Source organism: Streptomyces sp. AV19 (genome assembly GCF_015999245.1).
Lineage (GTDB): Bacteria > Actinomycetota > Actinomycetes > Streptomycetales > Streptomycetaceae > Streptomyces.
This window is the reverse complement of the sequence record NZ_JAEAMR010000007.1, coordinates 962344-984199: the sequence shown is the minus strand read 5'-3', so window position 1 is coordinate 984199 and position 21856 is coordinate 962344. Positions and strand designations below refer to the sequence as shown.

Here is a 21856-nt window from a genome sequence, read left to right as displayed (position 1 = left end):
TCATCCCTCCACCGGGACGGCGTACGCGAATCCGCCGTCGACCATCAGGTTCGCCACCGTCTCCAGCTCGGGCGGGCCGCCCGCCAGCCGGGTCAGGAACGCGTCGAAGTCCTCGCCGCAGGGCAGCATCAGCCGCTCCACCCGCTCCTGCACCGTCCGGCCGTCCCGGTCCCGGAAGTCGTCGTAGGGGCAGAACCACACCGAACCGAGCGCCTCGCCGCGCACCTTGACCGCGAGGACGCCGCCCTGCACGAAGGCCACGCCCAGGTAGTCCTTGGTGAAGTGGTCGCGCAGGCACTTGTTGACGTACACGAGGTCGTTGACGGCCGGTTCCTCGCGCACCGTGAAGAACGGCTGGTCCAGCAGCAGGCCCAGCTCGGCGTCGAGCGCCGCCCCGGCCGGCGCGCACCCGCCGGCCGCCTTGAGGAACGCGCGGTAGGCGCCGGGCAGCCGGTAGCCGAGGTCCTCCTCGACGCCGCGCACCTGCTCCTCCGTCACCGCCAGGTCCCGCTGCGGCAGCGCGAAGTGCACCGGCCGGGTCTCCTGGAGCGGCCGGGTGCCGCGCTTGTCCTGGTCCACGGCGGCCGTCGCCAGCCCGCCGTGGTGCCGCAGCAGCGCCTTGACCTCGACGGGGATCAGCTCCAGCCGGCGGGTGTGCGGCACGTGGTGCCAGGTCCAGCCGTGCGGGGTGGCCACCGGGGGCAGGCTCGCCCACAGCTCGTGGCCCTCCGCGTGCAGCGCGGCGTTGGCCGAGACGTAGTCCGTCAGCCGCAGCTCGTCCACCCCGAAGCCCTCCGGGGGCTCCGCGACCTCGGCCGCCGCCCGGGCGTAGGGCGAGAAGTCCGGATAACCGTCCTCGTCCACCCGCACGCCCTTGGGGTGGCGGCCGTGGCGCACCGGGTCCGGAAAGTGCACGACCTGCCCGGCGTAGGCCGCGTTCGGTGGCGCGGACTGCTGCGCGGCCCGACCTGTGGTCATGGCGGATGCCCCCTGCTGGCTGGCTTGCTGCGGTGTTCCCGGCGTTCCCGGCGTTCCCGGACCCCGGCGGGGCGGAATCCCCATGGGACCCCTTCGGCCCTCTCGGACCCCCTCGGGCCCGTCGGCCGGGAACGGCCATGACGGACAGCCTATGCGCTGGCGCAAGACGGACTCCCCGCCCGCCGGAGGCATCCCCGTCCGCCCGTTCGGGCGAAACCGCCCGCCTTCCGGCAAACCCGTGCACAGCAATCGCATCACCCCCGTGCCTTCACTGGGGCACCTCTCACCTATCCCGGCACACCATGCACACGCAACACCGCCCTGCCTTCCGCTCCCACCACCGCGTTTGGCAGGCTGATCCCCGCAACAGGGGGATTGCAGGGAGGGAAGAAGAACCACCATGCACACGACGCAGGACCACCAACCCCTGACCGGGGGCGCCGTCGGCGAGGCCCCCGGCGACCCCCGGCTCAGCTGGAGCGCGACCGAGGACGCCGAGCGTCCGCCTGCCCTGCTCCACCGCCGCGACGGCATCCTGCCCGCCGTCGCCGCCGCGCTCTCCGTCCGCGGCACCACGCTGACCTGCACCGCCGCCAAGTCCGAACAGCCGCCCGCCCTGCACCCCCTGGTCCAGGACTTCCTGGACACCCTCACCGGCGACAAGCGCGAGCGGTTCACCGGGCGCTGCCCCGAGGCCGTCCTCCTCACCCGCTTCCTCACCCAGCACGAGGCGGGCCGCAGCAAACGCGCCTCGCGCAAACCGCTCACCCACGGCGAGGCCCGGCGCGCCCTCAAACAGTCGAAGATCACCGCCCGGCACATCCGCGAGGACGGCGACCCCCGCCACGGCGCCTACGCCGCCCCCTGCCGCTCCTGCACCGCGCTCCTCACCCACTTCGGCGTCCGCGCCGTCGACCCCACTCCCACGGAACGAGGCAGGCCCTGACCTCCATGCGCGCATTCGACCGCACCGCCGCCACCCGCTTCCCCGTCGCCGTCGACGCGGCCCTGCGCGAGGCCGGCTGGCAGCCGGGCCGGTGGGACATCAAGGCCGCCGAGAAGTGGGCCGACGCGCTGCGCGCCCATGTGTCGCCCGCCGGACACCGGCACACCGTCTTCCCCGCCGCCGTCGAGGCCTGGGCCGAGTTCGGCGGCCTGCGCATCGCCGCCTCCGGGCCCGGCAAGCACATCGCCACCACGCCGTTCCACATCGACCCGCTGCACGGGCTGCACCTCGCCCGCACCGTCGCCGACCTCGGCCGGGCCCTCGGTACCGAGGTCTGCCCGCTGGGGCAGGAGCTGGACGGCCAGGCACTGCTGACCATCGACGCCCACGGCCGGGTCTACAGCCTCGACCACACCGGCGACTGGTACCTCGGCTCCGACATCGACCACGCCATAGGGACCCTGGTCACCGGCGCCCGCCCGGCCCGGCTCACGGCCGACGGCGCGGGCCGGCGAACCGGCCTCTGACGCCGGCCGGCAGCCGGGGAGGACGCCCGGCTACGCCGCGTCGGCGCGCCCCTGCGCCACGTCGGGTATCACCGCGGACACCCGGAAACCGCCCTTGTCCGTCGGCCCGGACACGAACACGCCGCCGAGCGCGGTCACCCGCTCCCGCATCCCGACCAGCCCGTTGCCCCCGCTGGGCAGGCCCGCGTCCGTACCGCCCCCGGACGGTCCGTTCTCCACCTGGAGCGCCACCTCGCGCTCCCGGTGCGCCAGCCGCACCCGGGCGGCCGCGCCCGGGGCGTGCTTGTGGACGTTGGTGAGCGCCTCCTGCACCACGCGGTACGCCGTGCGCTCCACCCGCGGCGCGTACGACCGGCCCTCCCCCTCGACCAGCAGCTCCACCGCCATCCCGGCCTCCCGGGACTGGCCCACCAGGGCCGCCAGCTCCGCCAGGCACGGCCCGTCGGCCGCGTCCGCCGCCCGCGCGCCGGCCGATCTGCGCACCCGCTCCGAGGCGGCCGCGGCCACCGCGGCCAGCCGCTCCGGCTCGCGCGCGGCCGGCGTCGCCGCCGAGGCGCCGTCCGGGGTCTTGCGCAGGACGCCGAGCATCTCCCGCAGCTCGGTCAGCGCCTGCCGGCCCATGTCGCCGACGAGCGCCGCGTTCCGCGAGGCCTTCTCCGGGTCCTTGAGGGCCACCGCCTGGAGCGCGGCGGCGTGCACCACCATCAGCGACACCCGGTGCGCCACCACGTCGTGCATCTCGCGCGCGATGCGGGTGCGCTCCTCGCCGCGGGCCCACTCGGCGCGCTCCTCGGCGCGCTCGGCCAGCAGCGACAGCTCCCGCTCCAGCCCGTCGGCCCGCTCCCGCAGGCTCTCGACCAGCCGCCGCCGCGCCCCGACGTACAGCCCCAGCAGCAGCGGCGGGGCGGTCAGGCCGAGGCCCATCACGGATGAGAACAGCACCACCATCCCCAGGCCCGGCCGGTAGTCGGCCTGGGCCATGTCCTGGTGGAACCGGGCCGCTGAGACGATCAGCGTCCCGGCCAGGGAAGCGGCCGAGAGCACGACGATGATCCGCCGCGGGACCTCCGAGGCGGCCAGGGAGTAGAGGCCGACGACCGCCAGCAGGAACCCCATCTCCGCCGGGGTCACCGCGATCGACACCAGGACGACGGCGACCGGCCACCGCCGCCGCATCAGCAACAGGCCGCCGACCGGCAGCCCCACCAGACCCCCCAGGACGCCCGGCAGCCCCACCTTGTGGGCGAAGGCGATCCCTTCCAGCACGCATTCCAGCGCCGACACCACGGCCAGCACGACGTCCAGCACCAGGCTCCGCCGCCTGGCCCACCACCACGGCCCCGCGGGCGCTCCCCGAGCGCCCGCAGCCGTGATTGCCCCCGTTGTGGTCATACCGACCAGACTACGGGTGGGTGCCAACGGTTTTCGAAAAACTGACAGTGTCACGCAATCGGCAGCCGCAGAAGCGAAGTTCACGACGCCCTGGCCGACACCGTCGCATCCGGCCCATGCCGTACGGCATAGTGGTGTCTGCGCGCGCTGCCGATCAAGCAATCGGGCGCGACGGGCGAACCATCCCGGGTCGTCTAATGGCAGGACAAATGATTTTGGTTCATTGAATGAGGGTTCGATTCCTTCCCCGGGAGCCAGGGCACAGGGTCCTGACCGCGCAGGTCAGGACCCTTCGGCATTCCGGGCCCCGTACGCACCGGTATCCTGCGGGTGTCACCCCCTCGAACCCTCGAAGCCGAAGGGCCCACCCGTGAGCGCCAACCGCCCGGCAGCCGTCGTCGTTCTCGCAGCGGGTGAGGGCACCCGCATGAAGTCGGCCACCCCCAAGGTCCTGCACTCGATCTGCGGCCGGTCCCTCGTCGGGCACGTCGTCGCCGCCGCCCGCGAGCTGGCGCCCGAGCAGCTCGTCGTGATCGTCGGGCACGCCCGCGAGCAGGTCACCGCGCACCTCGCCGAGACCGACCCGGCCGTCCGCACGGCCGTCCAGTACGAGCAGAACGGCACCGGCCACGCCGTGCGCATGGGCCTGGAGGAGCTGGCCCGCGAGGGCGTCCGCCCCGAGGGCACCGTGATCGTCGTCTGCGGCGACACCCCGCTGCTCACCGGCTCGACGCTGGCCCGCCTCGCGGACGTCCACGCCGCCGACGGCAACGCGGTGACCGTGCTGTCGGCCGAGGTGCCCGACTCCACCGGCTACGGGCGGATCGTGCGCGACCCCGCCACCGGCGCGGTGACCGAGATCGTCGAGCACAAGGACGCGACCGAGGAGCAGCGGGCGATCCGGGAGATCAACTCCGGGGTGTTCGCCTTCGACGGCAAGCTGCTGGCGGACGCGCTGGGCAAGGTCCGCACGGACAACAGCCAGGGCGAGGAGTACCTGACGGACGTCCTCGGCATCCTGCGCGAGGCCGGTCACCGGGTCGGCGCGGCGGTCGCCCCCGACCACCGGGAGATCCTCGGCATCAACAACCGCGTCCAGCTCGCCGAGGCCCGCCGGCTGCTCAACGAGCGGCTGCTCGTCGAGGCGATGATGAGCGGCGTGACCGTGGTGGACCCGGCGACGACCTGGGTGGACGTCACGGTGACCTTCGAGCCGGACGCGCTGGTGCACCCCGGCACCCAGCTGCTGGGCGCCACGCACGTGGCCACCGGTGCCGAGGTCGGCCCGAACTGCCGCCTGACGGACACCACCGTGGGCGCGGGCGCCCGGGTGGACAACACCGTGGCGGACTCCGCGCTGATCGGCGAGCGGGCCGCCGTCGGCCCCTTCGCCTACCTGCGGCCGGGCACGAAGCTCGGCGCGAAGTCGAAGGCCGGCGCCTACGTCGAGATGAAGAACGCCGAGGTCGGCGAGGGCACCAAGGTGCCGCACCTCTCCTACGTGGGCGACGCCACCATCGGCGAGTACACCAACATCGGCGCCGCGAGCGTCTTCGTGAACTACGACGGTGTGAACAAGCACCACACCACGATCGGCTCGCACTGCCGCACCGGATCGGACAACATGTTTGTGGCTCCGGTCACGATCGGGGACGGCGCCTACACCGCCGCCGGTTCGGTCATCACCAAGGATGTGCCCCCGGGTTCGCTGGCCGTCGCACGAGGCCAGCAGCGGAATATCGAGGGCTGGGTGGCGCGGAAGCGCCCGGGTAGCGCGGCCGCGCAGGCCGCTTCCTCCGCTCTCCAGGAGCATGACGGGGAGCAGTGACCGTGAAACGGCCCCGTCGATCGGGGCGTACCGTGATAAGCGCACACAAAGCGACATCCAAGGAGACTGTGCTGTGACCGGGATCAAGACGACCGGCGAGAAGAAGCTGATGCTCTTCTCCGGCCGCGCCCACCCCGAGCTTGCCGAGGAGGTCGCGCACCAGCTGGGCGTCGGCATCGTCCCGACCAAGGCGTTCGACTTCGCGAACGGCGAGATCTACGTCCGTTTCCAGGAGTCCGCGCGCGGCGCCGACTGCTTCCTGATGCAGAGCCACACGGCTCCCATCAACAAGTGGGTCATGGAGCAGCTGATCATGCTCGATGCTCTGAAGCGGGCCTCGGCCCGGAGCATCACCGTGATCGTGCCGTTCTACGGCTACGCCCGGCAGGACAAGAAGCACCGCGGCCGCGAGCCCATCTCGGCCCGTCTGATCGCCGACCTGTTCAAGACCGCCGGCGCCGACCGGATCCTCACGGTCGACCTGCACACCGACCAGATCCAGGGCTTCTTCGACGGCCCGGTGGACCACCTGTTCGCGCTGCCGATCCTGGCGGACTACGTGGGCGCCAAGGTGGACCGCGACAAGCTCACCGTCGTCTCCCCGGACGCCGGCCGGGTCCGCGTCGCCGACCGCTGGTGCGACCGGCTGGGCGCCCCGCTGGCGATCGTGCACAAGCGGCGTGACAAGGATGTCGCCAACCAGGTCACGGTGCACGAGGTCGTCGGTGACGTGAAGGATCGTGTCTGCGTACTGGTGGACGACATGATCGACACCGGTGGCACCATCTGCGCCGCCGCGGACGCCCTGTTCGCGCACGGCGCCGCGGACGTCATCGTCACCGCCACGCACGGTGTGCTCTCCGGCCCGGCCGCGGACCGGCTGAAGAACTCCAAGGTCAGCGAGTTCGTCTTCACCAACACCCTGCCGACGCCGAACGAGCTGGAGCTCGACAAGATCACGGTGCTGTCGATCGCGCCGACGATCGCCCGCGCGGTGCGCGAGGTGTTCGAGGACGGTTCGGTCACCAGCCTCTTCGACGAGCAGGCATAACCGGTCCCGGACTGATCGATTTAGAGTACGGCCTCCCCGCCGGGTAGACTCCTCGAGTTGCTCGGCGAGGGAGGCCGTACGCGTTTCGCGTCACGGCGGTCCGTTATCGACGCGCTCTTCGTAGCAGGCCGTTCGTGGGCCGGGTGACCCTGTCCACTGACAAGACCTCCGAGGAGTGCACCATGGCCGAGATCAAGCTCGCCGCCGCCGTCCGCACCGAGTTCGGCAAGGGCTCCGCCCGCCGCATCCGCCGTGCCCACCAGGTTCCGGCCGTCGTCTACGGTCACGGCTCCGAGCCGGTCCACGTGTCCCTGCCGGGCCACGACCTGATGATGGCGCTCAAGACCCCGAACGCCCTGCTCTCCCTGGACATCGAGGGCCGCGACGAGCTCGTCATCCCCAAGCAGGTCCAGCGTGACCCGCTGAAGGGCTTCCTGGAGCACGTCGACCTGCTGGTCGTCAAGCGTGGCGAGAAGGTCACCGTCGAGGTTCCGGTCCAGACCGAGGGCGACCTGGCCGCCGGCGGCAACCTGCTCGAGCACACCCTGACCGCCCTGCCGGTCCAGGCCGAGGCCACCCACATCCCCGAGGCCGTCACCGTCTCCATCGCGGGCCTGGAGGCCGGTGCCTCCGTCCTCGCCAAGGACGTCGTCCTGCCGGCCGGTGTCGAGCTGGCCGTGGACGCCGACGCGGTCGTCCTGCACGTCGTCGCCGGCCAGGCCGCTCCGGCCGAGGCCACCGAGGGTGCCGAGGCCTGAGCCTCGTATTTTCCTCCGGCCGCCGTCCCGCTCCCGACCCGGAGCGGGGCGGCGGTTGGCGTATGAAGGAGACATGCGGATGACGGACGACACGAGTGCGAGCCCCTGGCTGATCGTGGGCCTGGGCAACCCCGGACCCGAGTACGCGGGCAACCGCCACAACGTGGGCTTCATGGTCGCCGATCTGCTCGCGGAGCGGATCGGGGCGAAGTTCAAGGCGCACAAGGCGGGGCGGGCGCAGGTCGTCGAGGGACGGCTGGGCGCGCCCGGCCCGTCGAGCCGCCGGGTGGTGATCGCCAAGCCGATGTCGTTCATGAACCTGTCCGGGGGTCCGACGACGGCGCTGCGCGACTTCTACAAGGTGCCGGTGGGGCGGATCGTGGCCGTCCACGACGAGCTGGACATCGACTACGGCCAGCTGCGGCTGAAGGTGGGCGGCGGCGACAACGGCCACAACGGGCTGAAGTCGATCACGAAGTCGCTCGGGCCGGACTACTGCCGCGTCCGCTTCGGCATCGGCCGGCCGCCGGGGCGGATGCAGGTCGCGGACTTCGTGCTGAAGGACTTCTCCGCCGCGGAGCGCAAGGATCTCGCGTACGAAGTGGATCGCGCGGCCGACGCGGTCGAGTCGTTGATCGTGGACGGGCTCGAACGCGCGCAGGGGACGTACAACTCGTAGTGGGTGGGGGGTTGCCCCTGTCCCGCCCTTTCACCGTTTCTTCCGGGGCAAGCCCCGGGCCCACAACGCGGCTTCGCCGCGTTGACCGGGGGCTTCGCCCCCTGGACCCCCGAAACCGCGCTCCGCGCGGTTGTCCTCAAGCGCCGGACGGGCTACTTCAGCCCGTCCGGCGCTTGAGGACTTCGCCCGAAGGGCGAATGGGGTCCGGGGTCCCCCCGGAAGAAACGGTGAAAGGGCGGGGCCGGGGTAAATCCCCCTCCCGCCCCGGCCTCAGCCCGTGTTCCGCAGGCCCGCCGCCACCCCGTTCACGGTCAGCAGGAGCGCGCGCCCCAGCAGGGGATCCGGGGCCTCGCCCCGCGCCGCCGTCTCGCGCTGCCGGTGCAGCAGCGTGACCTGGAGGTACGAGATCGGGTCGAGGTACGCGTCCCGGATGTGGAAGGTCTGGCGCAACACGGGGCTCGCGTCGAGGAGTTCGCGCTCCCCCGTGATGCGGAGCACCTCCTGCACGGTCAGCTCGTGCTCGGTCTTGATCACATCGAAGACGTGCTTGAGCTCGTCGGGGACGAGCGTGTCGACGTAGTGCTGCGCGATGCGCAGATCCGTCTTGGCGAGCGTCATCTCCACGTTGGAGAGGAAGTTCTGGAAGAAGTGCCAGTGCTCGTGCATCTCGTCCAGGACCGTGTCGAGCCCGGCCTCGCGCGCCGCCTTGAGGCCCGAGCCGACGCCGTACCAGCCGGGGACGATCTGCCTCGACTGGGTCCAGCCGAACACCCAGGGGATGGCGCGCAGGCCGTCGAGGCCCGCGCCCGAGTCCGGGCGGCGCGACGGCCGGGAGCCCAGGTGCAGCTCGGCGAGCTGGTCCACGGGTGTGGAGGCGAAGAAGTACGCGGGCAGGTCCGGGTCCTCCACCAGCCGCCGGTACGCGGCGTGCGCGGCGTCGGAGACGGTGTCCATGGCCGCGTCCCAGCGGGCGAGCGCCTCGTCGGACTGGCGCGGGGAGGTGTGCAGGGCGGACGCCTGGAGCGTGGCGGCCACGGTCAGCTCCAGGTTCTCCCGGGCGAGCGCCGGGATGAGGTACTTGTCGGAGATGACCTCGCCCTGCTCGGTCACCTTGATCTCGCCGTCGAGCGTGCCCCACGGCTGGGCGAGGATCGCGTCGTGGGTGGGGCCGCCGCCCCGGCCGACCGTTCCCCCGCGGCCGTGGAAGAGGCGCAGCCGCACGCCGTAGCGATGCGCGACGTCGCGCAGCCTCCGCTGGGCGCGGTGGATCTCCCACTGCGAGGTGGTGATGCCGCCGAACTTGGAGGAGTCGGAGTAGCCGAGCATGACCTCCTGGACGTCCCCGCGCAGGGCGACCAGGCGCCGGTACGAGGGGTCGGCGAGCATCTCGTCGAGGAGCCGGTCGGCCTCCTTGAGCTCGTCGGTGGTCTCCAGCAGCGGGACGATGCCGATCTTCGCCCAGCCGGCGTGCAGGTCGAGCAGTCCGGCCTCGCGGGCGAGGACGGCGGCGGCGAAGACGTCGTCGGAACCCTGGCACATGGAGATGATGTAGGACTCGATCACCTCGGGGCCGAAGCGCTCCAGCGCCTCGCGGACGGTACGGAAGACACCGAGGGTCTTGGCGCCGGCCGCGTCCAGCGGCGCGGGGCTGGACGCCAGCGGGCGGCGTGAGCGCAGCTCCTTGGCGAGGAGCTTGCGGCGGTAGTCGCGCGGCATGTCGGCGTACCGCCAGGACTCCTCGCCGAGCCGGTCGAAGAGCTGGCCGAGCGCGTGGTGGTGGGCGTCGGCGTGCTCGCGGACGTCCATCGTGGCCAGGTGGAGGCCGAACGCGGCGAGGGTGCGCAGGGCGCGCTCCACACGGCCGTCGGCGATGAGCCCGCCGCGGTGGGCGCGCAGCGAGTCCTGGACCAGCTGGAGGTCGGCGAGCAGGTCGGCCGTGCCGAGGTAGTCGCGGCCCTCCAGGTGCGGGGTGTCGCGGGCCAGCCGCTCACGGGTGTTGAGGAGCTTCTGGCGGATGCAGGTGGCCTTGAGCCGGTAGGGCTCCTCGGCGTTGAGCCGCTTGTAGCGCGGGCTGATCTCGGGGAGCAGCTCCAGGTCGCGCTGGAGCGAGGTGAGCAGCTCCTCGGTGGCGCCGCTGTTGCGGATGGAGTTGGAGAGGGCGACGCGCAGTTCGTCGACCAGGTCGACGGCGTCGGTGATGCCGTGCTCGTGCTGGAGGATCAGGACGTCCCAGGTGACCTGGAGGGTCACGTTGGGGTTGCCGTCGCGGTCGCCGCCGATCCAGGTGCCGAAGGTCAGCGGGCGGGTGGTGACGGGCAGCGGGGCGCCGACCCGGTCGAGCTCGGCCGCGAGGTCCTCCAGGACGTCGCCGACGGCGCCGGTGTGCAGCTCGTCCAGGTAGTAGATGGCGTTGCGCGCCTCGTCGGTGGGCTCCGGGCGGGCCACGCGCAGCTCGTCGGTCTGCCAGAGCAGGTCGATGTTCTCGGCGAGGCGCAGGTCGAGGCGGCGCTTCTCGCCCTCGCCGGCGGCCGGCCGGTCCAGCAGGTCGGCGATGCGCAGGAGCTTGTTGAGGACGCTGCGACGGGCGGCCTCGGTGGGGTGGGCGGTGAAAACCGGCCGGACGCCCAGGTGCTCGACGGTCTGCCGCAGGTGCTCGGGGTCCGCGTCCTTCAGCTTGTCCGCGGTGCGGGCCAGGATCGAGCCCTCGGCGTCGCGCTTGGCGCCCAGCTCCCGCGCGCGGTGCACCTGTTCGGTGACGTTGGCCAGGTGGAAGTAGGTGGAGAAGGCCCGCACCAGCTTGGCGGCGGTCTGCGGGTCGGTGGTGCCGAGCAGCCGGGCGGCGGCCTCGCCGTCGGTGCGGGTCAGAGCGCGGACCTGCTCGACGAGGGCGAGGAGCTCGTCGCCCTCCTGACGGACCAGGGTCTCGCCGAGGAGGTCGCCGAGGCGGCGGATGTCGGCACGCAGGGCGGCGCTGCGCCGTGCTTCGGGGCTGGTGTGGTCGGCACTGCTCACAGGTGCGGCTCCTTGCGGTGTTTCCGAGCACGTCTGGAGGGGTGGCGGACCGCGCTGTCCGACGCCCCAAGCATAGGTCGCCGCCCGACGCGCGGTGGCCGAGAGCCCTCTTGCCCCCTCGCGGGGCCCTGCCATACTTACGTTGCCGTAGGTTACGGAACCGTAGCCAGCCCCCCGACCCCCACGAGGGAACCCCCATGACTGCAAGTCCCGACGTGCTCGAAGACGTGCCGAAGGCCCAACAGGCCGCGCTCCCTTCCGCCACGCTCGGTGGTGACAGCAAGCGCTCGATCGAACAGATCACCCTGCTGCTCTTCATCACCGTCCCCTTCGTCGCGCTCGTCGCCGCGGTACCGCTCGCCTGGGGCTGGGGGGTGAGCTGGCTCGATCTGGGGCTGATGACGGCGATGTACTTCATCGGCTGCCACGGCATCACGATCGGCTTCCACCGCTATTTCACACACGGTTCCTTCAAGGCCAAGCGGCCGCTGCGCATCGCGCTGGCGGTCATGGGGTCGCTGGCGGTCGAGGGGCCGGTGGTGCGCTGGGTGGCGGACCACCGCAGGCACCACAAGTTCTCGGACGCCGAGGGCGACCCGCATTCGCCGTGGCGCTTCGGTGAGACGATCCCGGCGCTGATGAAGGGCCTGTGGTGGGCCCACGTCGGCTGGATGTTCGACGAGGAGCAGACGCCGCAGCACAAGTACGCCCCGGACCTGATCAAGGATCCGGCGATCCGGGCGGTCTCCCGCCAGTTCGTGCTGTGGACGACGGTGTCGCTGCTGATCCCGCCGCTGGTGGGCGGTCTGGCGACCTGGTCGTGGCAGGGGGCGGTGACGGCCTTCTTCTGGGGTTCGCTGGTCCGGGTGGCGCTGCTGCACCATGTGACGTGGTCCATCAACTCGATCTGCCACGCGGTGGGCAAGCGGCCCTTCAAGTCGCGCGACCGCTCGGGGAACGTGTGGTGGCTGGCGATCCTGTCCTGCGGCGAGTCCTGGCACAACCTGCACCACGCCGACCCGACGTCGGCCCGGCACGGGGTCCTGCGCGGGCAGATCGACTCCAGCGCCCGTATCATCCGCTGGTTCGAGAAGGCCGGGTGGGCGTACGACGTGCGCTGGCCCAAGGCGGACCGCATCGCGTCCAAGCGCAAGGAGAAGGAGGGTGCCGCTCACGCGGCATGATTGACGGCGTGGCGATCGACAGCAAGACCACCGGTAAGAAGGACCAGAACCCCCCGGCCGGGACCAGACGCACCCGCCGGGTGCGGATGACCGGCGCGGAGCGCCGCGAGCAACTGCTGGACGTCGGTCGCACGCTCTTCGCCGAGCGCGGTTTCGAGGGCACGTCGGTCGAGGAGATCGCGGCGAAGGCCGGGGTCTCCAAGCCGGTGGTCTACGAGCACTTCGGGGGCAAAGAAGGGCTCTACGCGGTCGTCGTGGACCGCGAGATGCGGCAGCTGCTGGACATGGTCACGGGGGCGCTGACCGCGGGCCACCCGCGGGAGCTGCTGGAGCAGGCGGCGTTCGCCCTCCTCGACTACATCGACTCCTACACGGACGGCTTCCGGATCCTGGTCCGCGATTCGCCGGTGGCGCAGTCGACGGGCACCTTCGCCTCGCTGATCAGCGACATCGCCACGCAGGTCGAGGACATCCTGGGCCTGGAGTTCAAGGCCCGGGGCTTCGATCCGAAGCTGGCGCCGCTGTACGCGCAGGCGTTGGTGGGGATGGTGGCCCTGACGGGGCAGTGGTGGCTGGACGTCCGCCGGCCGAAGAAGGCGGAGGTGGCGGCGCATCTGGTGAACCTGGCGTGGCACGGGCTGGACGGGCTGGAGCCGAGGCCGAGGCTGGTCGGGCATCGGCGTTCTTGACGGGCCCGGCCCGTCGTCCGCCTCGGCCGGGGCGCGGGACCGGCGGGGCTTCGTCCCGGTTTTACTCCCCGCCCCGCCCTTTCACCGTTTCTTCCGGGGCTGCGCCCCTCGGCCCGGCACCGCGCTCCGCGCGGTGGGCGGGGGCTTCGCCCCCCCCGCGCCCCGCAACGCGGCTGCGCCGCGTTCGTCCTCAAGCGCCGGACGGGCTGAATCAGCCGGTCCGGCGCTTCACCCCTTCCGCGCCACCACGAAGATCCGGCGGAACGGGAAGACCGTCCCGTGCTCGCCCCGCGGGTACGCCGCGCGCAGCAGCGCCGCGTAGGCGGCGAGGAACTCCTCGCGGTCCGCAGGGGCGTCCGCCAGAGCCGTCAGGACGGGACGCAGGCCCGTGCCCTTCATCCAGTCGAGGACCGGGTCCTCGCCGGTCAGCAGGTGGCAGTACGTCGTCTCCCAGGCGTCGACGGCCAGGCCCAGGGCCGCCAGGCGCTCCAGATACTCCGCCGGCTCCAGCACGCGGTGCGGCCCGCGCAGGACGCCGTCGAGGCGGTCCCGCCAGCGGAGGGATTCGCACAGCTCGTGCAGCAGGGTGTGGGACGGGGCGTCCGCGTTGCCGGGGACCTGGAAGGCGAACACGCCGCCCGGGGAGAGCGCCGAGGTCCAGGCGGGGAAGGAGTCGGCATGCCCGGGCACCCACTGGAGCGCGGCGTTGGAGACGATCAGGTCGAGGGGCCCGATCGGGGCCCAGTCGGCGGCGTCCGCCCCGGCGAAGGAGATCCGGCCGCCACCACCGGTGCGGCCCGCGTGCGCCTGCGCGTCGCGCAGCATCTCGGGCGAGTTGTCCAGCCCGGTGATCAGCGCGTCCGGCCAGCGCTCGGCGAGGAGGGCCGTGACGTTGCCCGCGCCGCAGCCGAGGTCCACGATGCGGGCGGGACCGGTGGCCGGCAGAGCGGGGACGCGGGCGAGCAGATCGAGGAAGGGACGGGTGCGGTGGCCCGCGTGGCGCAGATACTGCGCGGGGTCCCAGGTGGGGGTGTGCGGCATGGTGATCGTGGTCCTCCCGTGGAGCGGGCGTGCTGCCGGCATCCCTCCGACAGCATCCCTCCGAACTATCTTGACGTCAAGAGACTTCATATCGACAGACCCACTACACTGATCTCATGGAGGACGAGGTCGATCGGCTGGTCGCAGCGTGGCGCCGGGAGCGCCCTGACCTCGACGTGGAGCCGCTGGAGGTGCTCAGCCGGGTCAGCCGGCTCGCCCGCCACCTCGACCGCGCCCGTCGACTGGCCTTCGCCGAGCACCAGTTGGAGCCCTGGGAGTTCGACGTCCTGACGTCGCTGCGCCGGGCCGGCGCGCCCTACCAGCTCTCCCCGGGGCAGCTGCTCACCCAGACCCTGGTCACCTCGGGCACCATGACCAACCGGATCGACCGGCTCGCCAAGAAGGGCCTCGTCCTGCGCGAGCCCGACCCCAACGACCGGCGCGGCGTGCTGGTGCGGCTCACCGAGGAGGGGCAGGACCGGGCGGACGAGGCGCTCGCCGGGCTGCTCGCCCAGGAGCGCGCGATCCTCGCCGAGCTCTCCACCGCCCAGCGCCACGAACTGGCCGGGCTGCTACGCCAGTTGACCGCCCCGTTCGACAACGTCCCCGGCTAGGTCCACCGGGCCGACCCCGGCGCGGCGGGCCAGCGCCACCGCGGCGAGCGTGGAGTGCACCCCGAGCTTGCCCAGCACGTTCTGCATGTGGGTGCGGACCGTGTGCGGGGAGAGGTAGAGCCGCTCCGCGACGGCCTTGCGGCCCAGCCCGGCCACCATGCAGCGGAGCACCTCGCGCTCGCGCGGGGTCAGCGACTCCACCAGCCGCTCGCTCTCCGTGCGGTGCTTGCGCGCGGCCGTGAGCTCCCGCAGCACGCCCGTGAGCAGTGCGGGCGGCAGGTGCGTCTCGTCCCGCAGCACACCGCGTATCACCGCGAGCAGGCGCGAGAGCGAACAGTCCTTGGCGACCCAGCCGCCGGCGCCGGCCTGCAGCGCGGCGGCCGCCCGCCGCGGGTCGTCGCGCTCGGCGAGGACCACCGTCCGCACCCCGGGGTGGCCCGAGCGCACCCCGGACACCAGCGAGATGCCGTCCACCGCGCCGCCGCCGTCCGGCCCCTGGACCGGGCGGCCGGGCGGCCGCCGCTGCTCGGGGACCCGGGTGGCCTCCACGGCCACCGCGCCCAGATCGGCGTCGATGAGCAGGACGTCGAACCGACGCCCCTCCAGCGCCGCGCGCTCCAGCGCGCGCAGCGCGGCCGGCCCGCTGCCGGCCGCCGAGACGTCCACATCCTGCTCCGCCGCGAGGGCGGCCGCGAGGGACTCGGCGAAGATGCGGTGGTCGTCGACGACCAGTACCCGAATACGTGCCACAACCACCCCCAAATCCGGGGAGGCGCGCAGTGCCGGTACGGCGCCCGGTACGGAGCCGTCGTCCCGGCGCACGGCCGCCGCCGCGCTCCGACAACCACCCCGCCCCGGGCGTCGTACCTGCCTGTCTCGCCCCCTGATCGGCGTCGGCCCCCACCGACGCTGTGCTCAGCGTACGGCCGGGGTACGACAACGGAAGCCGATTCGCAAAACTGCTTGACCCGGATGTTTATGGTGAGCTTTCTGTTCAGTATTGAGGCAGTCGGCGACACGGAACGACGCGATGTGACGCACGGATGGCTCAAGCGCCGCAGCGCCGCAGGTCAGTTGGGCACCGTCGGCCCCGCCCCGGCCCGGCCGCCGGGCTCAGCGGTCGCGCCGCGCGCCGTCCGCCGGCTCCACGGCGAACACCCTCGGCGGCCGGTGGCCCGCGGCCGCGAAGGCGGCGCCCACCTCCCGCGCCACACCCGCCGCGTCCGTCTCCTCGGCCAGCACCACCGCCGAACCGCCGAAGCCGCCGCCCGTCATCCGGGCCCCGAGCGCTCCGGCCCGGCAGGCGACCGAGACCGCCAGGTCCAGTTCGGCGCAGGAGACGGCGAAGTCGTCGCGGAGCGAGGCGTGTCCGGCCGTGAGGGACTCCCCCACGGCACGCGGATCGCCGGCCTCCAGCCGGGAGACCACCCGGGCGACGCGCTCCTCCTCCGTCAGCACGTGCCGCAGCAGCGGCCGCAGCGGCGGAGCCAACTCCCAGAGTCCCCAGTCGAGTTGCGAGGGGGTGAGATCGCACAGCAGCCGTACGCCGAGCGCCCGCGCGCCCGCCTCGCAACCGGCGCGCCGCGCCGCGTACGCGCCGTCCCTCAGCGCGTGGACGACCCGGGTGTCCACGACCAGGAGCCGCAGCCCGTGCGCCGCCGGGTCGAACGGGACCTGGCGCAGGGCGAGATCACGGGTGCCGAGATGGAGCACGTGGCCCGTCGTGCAGCACAGGGCCGCCGCCTGGTCCATGATCCCGCAGGGCATCCCGGTGAAGGCGTGCTCGGCGTCCCTGGTCAGCCGGGCCAGCTGGAGACGGGCGGCGTACCCGGCCGGAAAGGCCCGCCCGGCGAGCCCGGTCAGCGCCAGGGCCACGGCGACCTCCAGAGCCGCCGAGGAGGACAGCCCGGCCCCCAGGGGCACATCCGTCTCCACATGCACATCCGCACCGCCCGTCCCGTACCCGGCCCGGCGCAGCGCCCAGGCGACGCCCGCCGGGTAGGCGGCCCAGCCGCGCACCGCGCCCGGGGCCAGCTCCGCGACGGCCAGCTGGACCAGCTCGCCGGGGAAGCGCGCGGAGTGCAGCCGCAGCAGCCCGTCGGCGCGGGGCGCGGCGGCCGCCCAGGTGCGGTGCGGCAGGGCCAGGGGCAGCACCGAGCCACCGTTGTAGTCGGTGTGCTCGCCGATGAGGTTGACGCGGCCGGGCGCGGACCAGACGCCCGCGCACGCGGTGCCGAAGACCGCGCGGAAGGCGTCCGCGACGCGCCCGGCCCGGCTCATCCGTCCGCCGGGAGCCGGGTCGCGGACCGGGCGAAGTCCCAGGCGTCCGCGATGATTCCGGCCAGGTCCGGGCGGCGGGGCCGCCAGCCGAGGACCTCGCGGGCGCGCTCGGCGGAGGCGACCAGCACGGCGGGGTCGCCGGGCCGGCGGGGGCCGGTGCGCTGCGGGATCGGCCGGCCGGTGACCTCGCGCGCGGTCTCGACGACCTCGCGGACGGAGAAGCCGCTGCCGTTGCCGAGGTTGCACACCAGGTGCTCGCCGGGCCGGGCGGCGGCCAGGGCGAGCAGATGCGCCTCGGCCAGGTCGGCGACGTGCAGGTAGTCGCGGACGCAGGTGCCGTCCGGGGTCGGGTAGTCGGCGCCGTGGACGGCGATCTCCGGCCGCTCGCCGAGGGCGACCCGCAGGACGAGCGGGACCAGGTGCGACTCGGGATCGTGCCGCTCGCCCCAACGGCCGTGCGCGCCCGCCACGTTGAAGTAGCGCAGCGAGACGCCGGCCAGCCCGTGGGCCGCGCACTCGGCGGCGATCATGTGGTCCACGGCGAGCTTGCTGGCGCCGTACGGGCTGGTGGGCACGGTGGGGGAGTCCTCGGTGACCGGCACGGCGGCCGGCTCGCCATAGGTGGCGGCGGTGGAGGAGAAGACCAGGGTGCGCACGCCCGCGGTGCGCATGGCGTCGAGCAGGTCGAGCGTCCCGCCGACGTTGTTGCGCCAGTACTTCTCGGGGTGCGCGACGGACTCGCCGACCTGGGAGGAGGCCGCGAAGTGCAGCACCGCGCCGTACGAACCGTCCAGATGGCGCGCCGCGTCCTGCACGCGCCCCTCGATGAAGCGCGCGCCCTCCGGAACGGCGTCGCGGTGGCCGGTGGAGAGGTCGTCGAGCACGGTCACGGTGTGTCCGGCGGCCAGCAGATGGGCCGCGACGACGCTGCCGACATAGCCCGCGCCGCCCGTGACCAGGCACTTGCTCGTGTTCATTCGTTTGCTGCCTCTCGCAGTCGCTCGGCCGCGGCCTCCGGCGGCACATCGTTGATGAACACGTTCATGCCGGATTCGGAACCTGCGAGGAACTTGAGCTTGCCGGGAGTGCGGCGGACGGTGAAGACCTCGAGGTGAAGGGCGAACTCCGCGCGCAGCGGGTGGCGCACGGGGGCCTGGTGCCAGCCGCTGACGTACGGGGCGGGCGGTGCGCCGGGGCCGAAGAGCCGGTCGAAGCGGCGCAGCAGCTCCCGCTGGAGGCCCGGCAGCTCGGCGCGGGCGCCGTCGCCGAGGGCGGTCAGGTCGGGGACCCTCCGCCGGGGGTGGAGGTGGACCTCGTACGGCCAGTGGGCGGCGTACGGCACGAACGCCGTCCAGTGCTCCCCGGCGAGCACCACGCGCCGCCCGTCCGCCTCCTCGGCGGCCACGACGTCGTCGAAGAGGTTGCGGCCGGTGCGTTCGCCGTGGGCGGCGACGGAGGCGAGGACGCGCTCGGTGCGCGGGGTGACGAACGGGTAGCCGTAGATCTGGCCGTGCGGGTGGGTCAGGGTGACGCCGATCTCCGCGCCCCGGTTCTCGAAGCAGAAGACCTGCTCGACGCCGGGAAGGGCGGACAGCTCGGCCGTGCGGTCCGTCCACGCCGCCAGGACCAGCGCGGCCCGCTCGTCGTCCAGGGCGGCGAAGGAGCCGTCGTGGTCGGGCGTGAAGCAGACGACCTCGCAGCGGCCGGGCCCCGCGAAGGCGGGGAACCGGTTCTCCAGGACGACGACCTCGTAGTCGGCGGCCGGGATCTCGGTGGGCCGGCCGTCGCGGGTGGGGCACAGCGGGCAGTCGCCGGGCGGCGGGTGGTGGGTGCGGCCCTGGCGGTGGGAGGCGACGGCCACGGTGTCGCCCAGCAGCGGATCGGTGCGCAGCTCGCCGCCGCGCCCGGCCGGGGCGAGGGTGCGCCGGTCCGCGGCGTCGCGGACGGCGCCGTCCCGGGCGTCGTAGTAGAGCAGCTCGCGGCCGTCCGCGAGGCGGGTCGCCGTCCTCTTCACACCGGGACCCTTCCCTCGGCGGCTTCCCTCCCACACCTTCCCTCCCCACCCGGCACGGGGAACCATGGGGCGACAACTCGTCGATCCGAGCGAGGTGTTCCCCATGCGCTGCCTGGCCGACGGGCTCCGGCTCCCGGTGAACGGCCTCGACTACACCATCCTGGGCCTCTACTTCGCCGTCGTGCTGGGCATCGGCTGGGCCGCCCGCCGGACGGTGCGCACCAGCCTGGACTTCTTCCTCTCGGGCCGTACGCTGCCCGCCTGGGTCACCGGTCTCGCCTTCGTCGCCGCCAACCTGGGCGCCACCGAGATCCTGGGCATGGCCGCCAACGGGGCCCAGTACGGCGTCCCGACCGTGCACTGGTACTGGATCGGCGCGATACCGGCCATGGTCTTCCTGGGGCTGGTGATGATGCCGTTCTACTACGGCTCCGAGGTGCGCTCGGTACCGGAGTTCCTGCTGCGCCGCTTCGGGCCGGCCTCGCACCTGCTGTCGTCGGTCATCTTCGCCGTCGCGTCGGTGCTGATCGCCGGCGTCAACCTCTACGCCCTGGCGATCGTGCTGCGGGCGCTGCTCGGCTGGCCGCAGTGGGTGGCCGTGGTCGTCGCCGGTTTCTTCGTCCTGGTCTACATCACCCTGGGCGGCCTCACCTCGGCCGTCTACAACGAGGTGCTCCAGTTCTTCGTCATCCTGGCCTCGCTGATCCCGCTGACGGTGGTGGGCCTGCGGCGGGCCGGCGGCTGGGGCGGGCTGGCGGACGCGGTGGCCGAGCGGCGCGGCGACGACTTCCTGACCGCCTGGGGCGGTACGGGGATCGGGCACGCCAATCCGCTGGGCGCGAACTGGCTCACCATCGTCCTGGGGCTGGGCTTCGTGCTGAGCTTCGGCTACTGGACGACCAACTTCGCGGAGGTGCAACGGGCGCTGTCGGCCCGGGACCTGGGCGCGGCCCGGCGGACGCCGCTGATCGCCGCGTTCCCCAAACTGCTCGTCCCGCTGGTGGTCGTGGTGCCGGGGCTGATCGCGCTGGTCGTGGAGCCGACGCTGGGGCGGGCGGGCAGCGGGCTGGACTACAACGACGCGATCCCGGTCCTGATGCGCGACCTGCTGCCCAACGGCGTGCTGGGGCTGGCCGTGACCGGGCTGCTCGCCGCCTTCATGGCCGGCATGGCGGCCAACGTCTCGTCCTTCAACACGGTGTTCACCAGCGACATCTGGGCCCGCTACGTGCGGCCGGACCGGGAGGACGCGTACTACCTGGCGACCGGGCGGGTGGTGACGGTGCTCGGAGTGCTCGCGGGCATGGGCACCGCGTTCGTCGCCGCGTCCTTCTCCAACATCATGAACTACCTCCAGACGCTGTTCTCGTTCTTCAACGTCCCGCTGTTCTGCGTCTTCGTCATCGGGATGTTCTGGCGGCGGGCCACGGCCGCGGGCGGTTTCTGGGGGCTGCTGTCCGGCACGCTGGCCGCGATGGCGCACTACTTCGGCCTCTACCGGCAGGGGATCGTCTCCATCCCCTCCGACCAGGGCGCCAACTTCGTCTCCGCGATCGTGGCGTTCGCGGTCGGCGCGGTGGTGACGGTGGCGGTCTCCTGGCGCACCGCGCCGCGGCCGGACGCCGAGCTGGCCGGGCTGGTGCACGGCCTGCGGGCCGCGGGGGCGGCCGGGGAGCCGGCGGCGGGCGAGGACGCCTGGTACCGCAGGCCCGCCGTGCTGGGCTGGGGGGCGGTCGTCCTCGCGGCCGCGTGTTACGTGCCGTTCTCCTGGTGAAGCACAGTGAGGAGCATGATGCGCGAACCCGGGCACCGGGCAAGGCCGTTCGACATCCGGCTGGTCCTCGGCGGGCTGTTCACCGTCTACGGCGTCCTCGTCACCGCCGCCGGGATCGCCGCCTCGGACGAGGACCTGGCCAAGGCCCAGGGCGTCAACATCAACCTCTGGACCGGGCTGGGCCTGCTCGCCCTGGGCGGCGTCTTCCTCCTGTGGCTCAGGTGGCGCCCGGGCGGCCCACCGCGCTCCGGGGAGCGCCCCGAGGACTGACGACCGGCGTACCGCTCGCGGCCCGGTCCAGCAGCCCCGTGCGGGCGGCCAGGGCGGCGGCCTCCAGCCGGGAGCCGACGCCGAGCTTCATCAGCACGCGCTGGACGTGCGTGCGCGCCGTGCTGGGCGCTATGCCCATTCCGGCGGCGATCAGCCGGGTGTCCTCGCCCTCGGCCACCCGGACCAGCACCTCGACCTCGCGCGGGGTCAGCAGCTGGAGCAGCCGGGCGCCCTCGTCGTCCGGCTGGGCCGCCGGGTTGAGCAGCTCGGTGAACGCGCCCTGGAGCAGCTGCGGTTCGACCGCGGCCTCGCCCGCGCGGGCCTTGAGCATGGCCCGCTCGACGCCCTCGATGCGCTCGTTGTGCCGGACGTAGCCGGAGGCGCCGGCGGCGAAGGCGGCCGCGATGCCGAGGGGGCTGGGGACCGGCCCGAGCACGACGACGGCGACCTGCGGACGGTCCCGCTTGATCCGGACGACCGGCTCGAACGCGCCGGGCTCGGCCGGGGCCGCCGTGCCCAGCAGGCACACTTCGGGCGCGCGGCTCACCACCAGATCGGCCGCCCCCGCGCTCGGCGCGGCCGCCGCCAGCACCCTGTGCCCGCGCAACTTCAGCGCCGAGGCGAGGGCCTCGGCCAGCAGTCGGTGGTCATCGACCACCATGAGCCGCACGCCCATGCGCTGCCCCCCTGTCGCCCGCGTACGTCTCCACGTCGCCACGCTTCTCACGTCGCTACGTCTCTTTGTCGCCCTCTTGCCCCCGGAAGCTACACGCTTGTTCGACGTTCCGCGCCCCCTACTGGTGAGAAGTCCCCCGGAAT

General features: G+C 73.0%; 20 protein-coding genes and 1 tRNA gene. 12 read left to right on the top strand and 9 right to left on the bottom strand.

The window, feature by feature from the left end:
• Positions 1-978, bottom strand: a complete 978-nt coding sequence (locus tag I5Q34_RS14175; protein WP_199892529.1) for an SMI1/KNR4 family protein — start codon at positions 976-978, stop codon at positions 1-3.
• Between the two features lie 400 nt (positions 979-1378).
• Between I5Q34_RS14175 and I5Q34_RS14170 the strand changes: the two genes are divergently transcribed.
• A complete protein-coding gene (locus tag I5Q34_RS14170; RefSeq protein ID WP_199892528.1) occupies positions 1379-1924 on the top strand; it encodes a YwqJ-related putative deaminase in 546 nt (181 codons plus the stop codon).
• 5 nt (positions 1925-1929) lie between these two features.
• Positions 1930-2451, top strand: coding sequence for an SUKH-3 domain-containing protein (locus I5Q34_RS14165; RefSeq protein WP_199892527.1), 522 nt, complete (start codon positions 1930-1932; stop codon positions 2449-2451).
• A 30-nt stretch (positions 2452-2481) separates the two neighbouring features.
• On the opposite strand, the gene I5Q34_RS14160 is transcribed toward I5Q34_RS14165, so the two are convergent.
• On the bottom strand, positions 2482-3843 hold the full coding sequence (locus tag I5Q34_RS14160; RefSeq protein WP_199892526.1) for a sensor histidine kinase: 1362 nt from the start codon (positions 3841-3843) through the stop codon (positions 2482-2484).
• 183 nt (positions 3844-4026) lie between these two features.
• On the opposite strand from I5Q34_RS14160, the gene I5Q34_RS14155 reads away from it, so the two are divergent.
• The 5 genes from I5Q34_RS14155 (at position 4027) to pth (ending at position 8159) form a co-directional block, all read left to right on the top strand.
• A tRNA-Gln gene (locus I5Q34_RS14155) sits at positions 4027-4100 on the top strand.
• Between the two features lie 113 nt (positions 4101-4213).
• A complete protein-coding gene (glmU, locus tag I5Q34_RS14150; protein ID WP_199892525.1) occupies positions 4214-5671 on the top strand; it encodes a bifunctional UDP-N-acetylglucosamine diphosphorylase/glucosamine-1-phosphate N-acetyltransferase GlmU in 1458 nt (485 codons plus the stop codon).
• Between the two features lie 73 nt (positions 5672-5744).
• Positions 5745-6722, top strand: coding sequence for a ribose-phosphate diphosphokinase (locus tag I5Q34_RS14145; RefSeq protein WP_199892524.1), 978 nt, complete (start codon positions 5745-5747; stop codon positions 6720-6722).
• A gap of 182 nt (positions 6723-6904) precedes the next feature.
• Positions 6905-7480 carry a 50S ribosomal protein L25/general stress protein Ctc gene (locus tag I5Q34_RS14140; RefSeq protein ID WP_199892955.1) on the top strand — a complete coding sequence of 192 codons (576 nt, stop codon included), beginning with the start codon at positions 6905-6907 and terminating at the stop codon, positions 7478-7480.
• A 79-nt stretch (positions 7481-7559) separates the two neighbouring features.
• Complete coding sequence (gene pth / locus I5Q34_RS14135; RefSeq protein WP_199892523.1) at positions 7560-8159, top strand: aminoacyl-tRNA hydrolase; 600 nt, start codon at positions 7560-7562, stop codon at positions 8157-8159.
• Between the two features lie 270 nt (positions 8160-8429).
• Here the strand turns inward: pth and ppc are convergent, their stop codons facing one another.
• A complete protein-coding gene (gene ppc / locus I5Q34_RS14130; RefSeq protein WP_199892522.1) occupies positions 8430-11171 on the bottom strand; it encodes a phosphoenolpyruvate carboxylase in 2742 nt (913 codons plus the stop codon).
• Between the two features lie 197 nt (positions 11172-11368).
• Between ppc and I5Q34_RS14125 the strand changes: the two genes are divergently transcribed.
• Positions 11369-12355, top strand: coding sequence for a fatty acid desaturase (locus I5Q34_RS14125; protein WP_199892521.1), 987 nt, complete (start codon positions 11369-11371; stop codon positions 12353-12355).
• Positions 12352-13044 (top strand): TetR/AcrR family transcriptional regulator, encoded by a 693-nt coding sequence (locus I5Q34_RS14120; RefSeq protein WP_199892520.1) that lies wholly within the window; start codon positions 12352-12354, stop codon positions 13042-13044. The genes I5Q34_RS14125 and I5Q34_RS14120 overlap by 4 nt, the downstream gene beginning before the upstream one ends.
• 228 nt (positions 13045-13272) lie before the next feature.
• On the opposite strand, the gene I5Q34_RS14115 is transcribed toward I5Q34_RS14120, so the two are convergent.
• Positions 13273-14085 (bottom strand): trans-aconitate 2-methyltransferase, encoded by an 813-nt coding sequence (locus I5Q34_RS14115; protein WP_199892519.1) that lies wholly within the window; start codon positions 14083-14085, stop codon positions 13273-13275.
• Between the two features lie 116 nt (positions 14086-14201).
• Between I5Q34_RS14115 and I5Q34_RS14110 the strand changes: the two genes are divergently transcribed.
• Positions 14202-14699, top strand: a complete 498-nt coding sequence (locus tag I5Q34_RS14110; protein ID WP_199892518.1) for a MarR family winged helix-turn-helix transcriptional regulator — start codon at positions 14202-14204, stop codon at positions 14697-14699.
• Here the strand turns inward: I5Q34_RS14110 and I5Q34_RS14105 are convergent.
• From I5Q34_RS14105 to galT, 4 genes are all read right to left on the bottom strand, one after another.
• The gene (locus I5Q34_RS14105) at positions 14658-15449 is read right to left on the bottom strand and encodes a response regulator transcription factor (RefSeq protein WP_277965265.1); all 792 of its coding nucleotides are present in this window, start codon (positions 15447-15449) and stop codon (positions 14658-14660) included. The two genes, I5Q34_RS14110 and I5Q34_RS14105, sit on opposite strands and share 42 nt — an antisense overlap.
• A 363-nt stretch (positions 15450-15812) precedes the next feature.
• On the bottom strand, positions 15813-16979 hold the full coding sequence (galK, locus tag I5Q34_RS14100; protein ID WP_199892517.1) for a galactokinase: 1167 nt from the start codon (positions 16977-16979) through the stop codon (positions 15813-15815).
• Positions 16976-17956, bottom strand: a complete 981-nt coding sequence (gene galE, locus I5Q34_RS14095) for a UDP-glucose 4-epimerase GalE (protein WP_199892516.1) — start codon at positions 17954-17956, stop codon at positions 16976-16978. Before galE ends, galK begins: the two co-directional genes overlap by 4 nt.
• On the bottom strand, positions 17953-18993 hold the full coding sequence (gene galT, locus I5Q34_RS14090; protein WP_199892515.1) for a galactose-1-phosphate uridylyltransferase: 1041 nt from the start codon (positions 18991-18993) through the stop codon (positions 17953-17955). Before galT ends, galE begins: the two co-directional genes overlap by 4 nt.
• A 103-nt stretch (positions 18994-19096) precedes the next feature.
• On the opposite strand from galT, the gene I5Q34_RS14085 reads away from it, so the two are divergent.
• Together I5Q34_RS14085 and I5Q34_RS14080 are read left to right on the top strand one after the other, a co-directional pair.
• Positions 19097-20767: a sodium:solute symporter family protein gene (locus tag I5Q34_RS14085; RefSeq protein ID WP_199892953.1), complete on the top strand. Its 1671-nt coding sequence runs from the start codon at positions 19097-19099 to the stop codon at positions 20765-20767.
• A gap of 15 nt (positions 20768-20782) precedes the next feature.
• Positions 20783-21037: a hypothetical protein gene (locus tag I5Q34_RS14080; RefSeq protein ID WP_199892514.1), complete on the top strand. Its 255-nt coding sequence runs from the start codon at positions 20783-20785 to the stop codon at positions 21035-21037.
• Here the strand turns inward: I5Q34_RS14080 and I5Q34_RS14075 are convergent.
• Complete coding sequence (locus I5Q34_RS14075) at positions 20985-21713, bottom strand: LuxR C-terminal-related transcriptional regulator (RefSeq protein WP_199892513.1); 729 nt, start codon at positions 21711-21713, stop codon at positions 20985-20987. The genes I5Q34_RS14080 and I5Q34_RS14075 overlap by 53 nt on opposite strands.
• Positions 21714-21856: the final 143 nt, after the last annotated feature.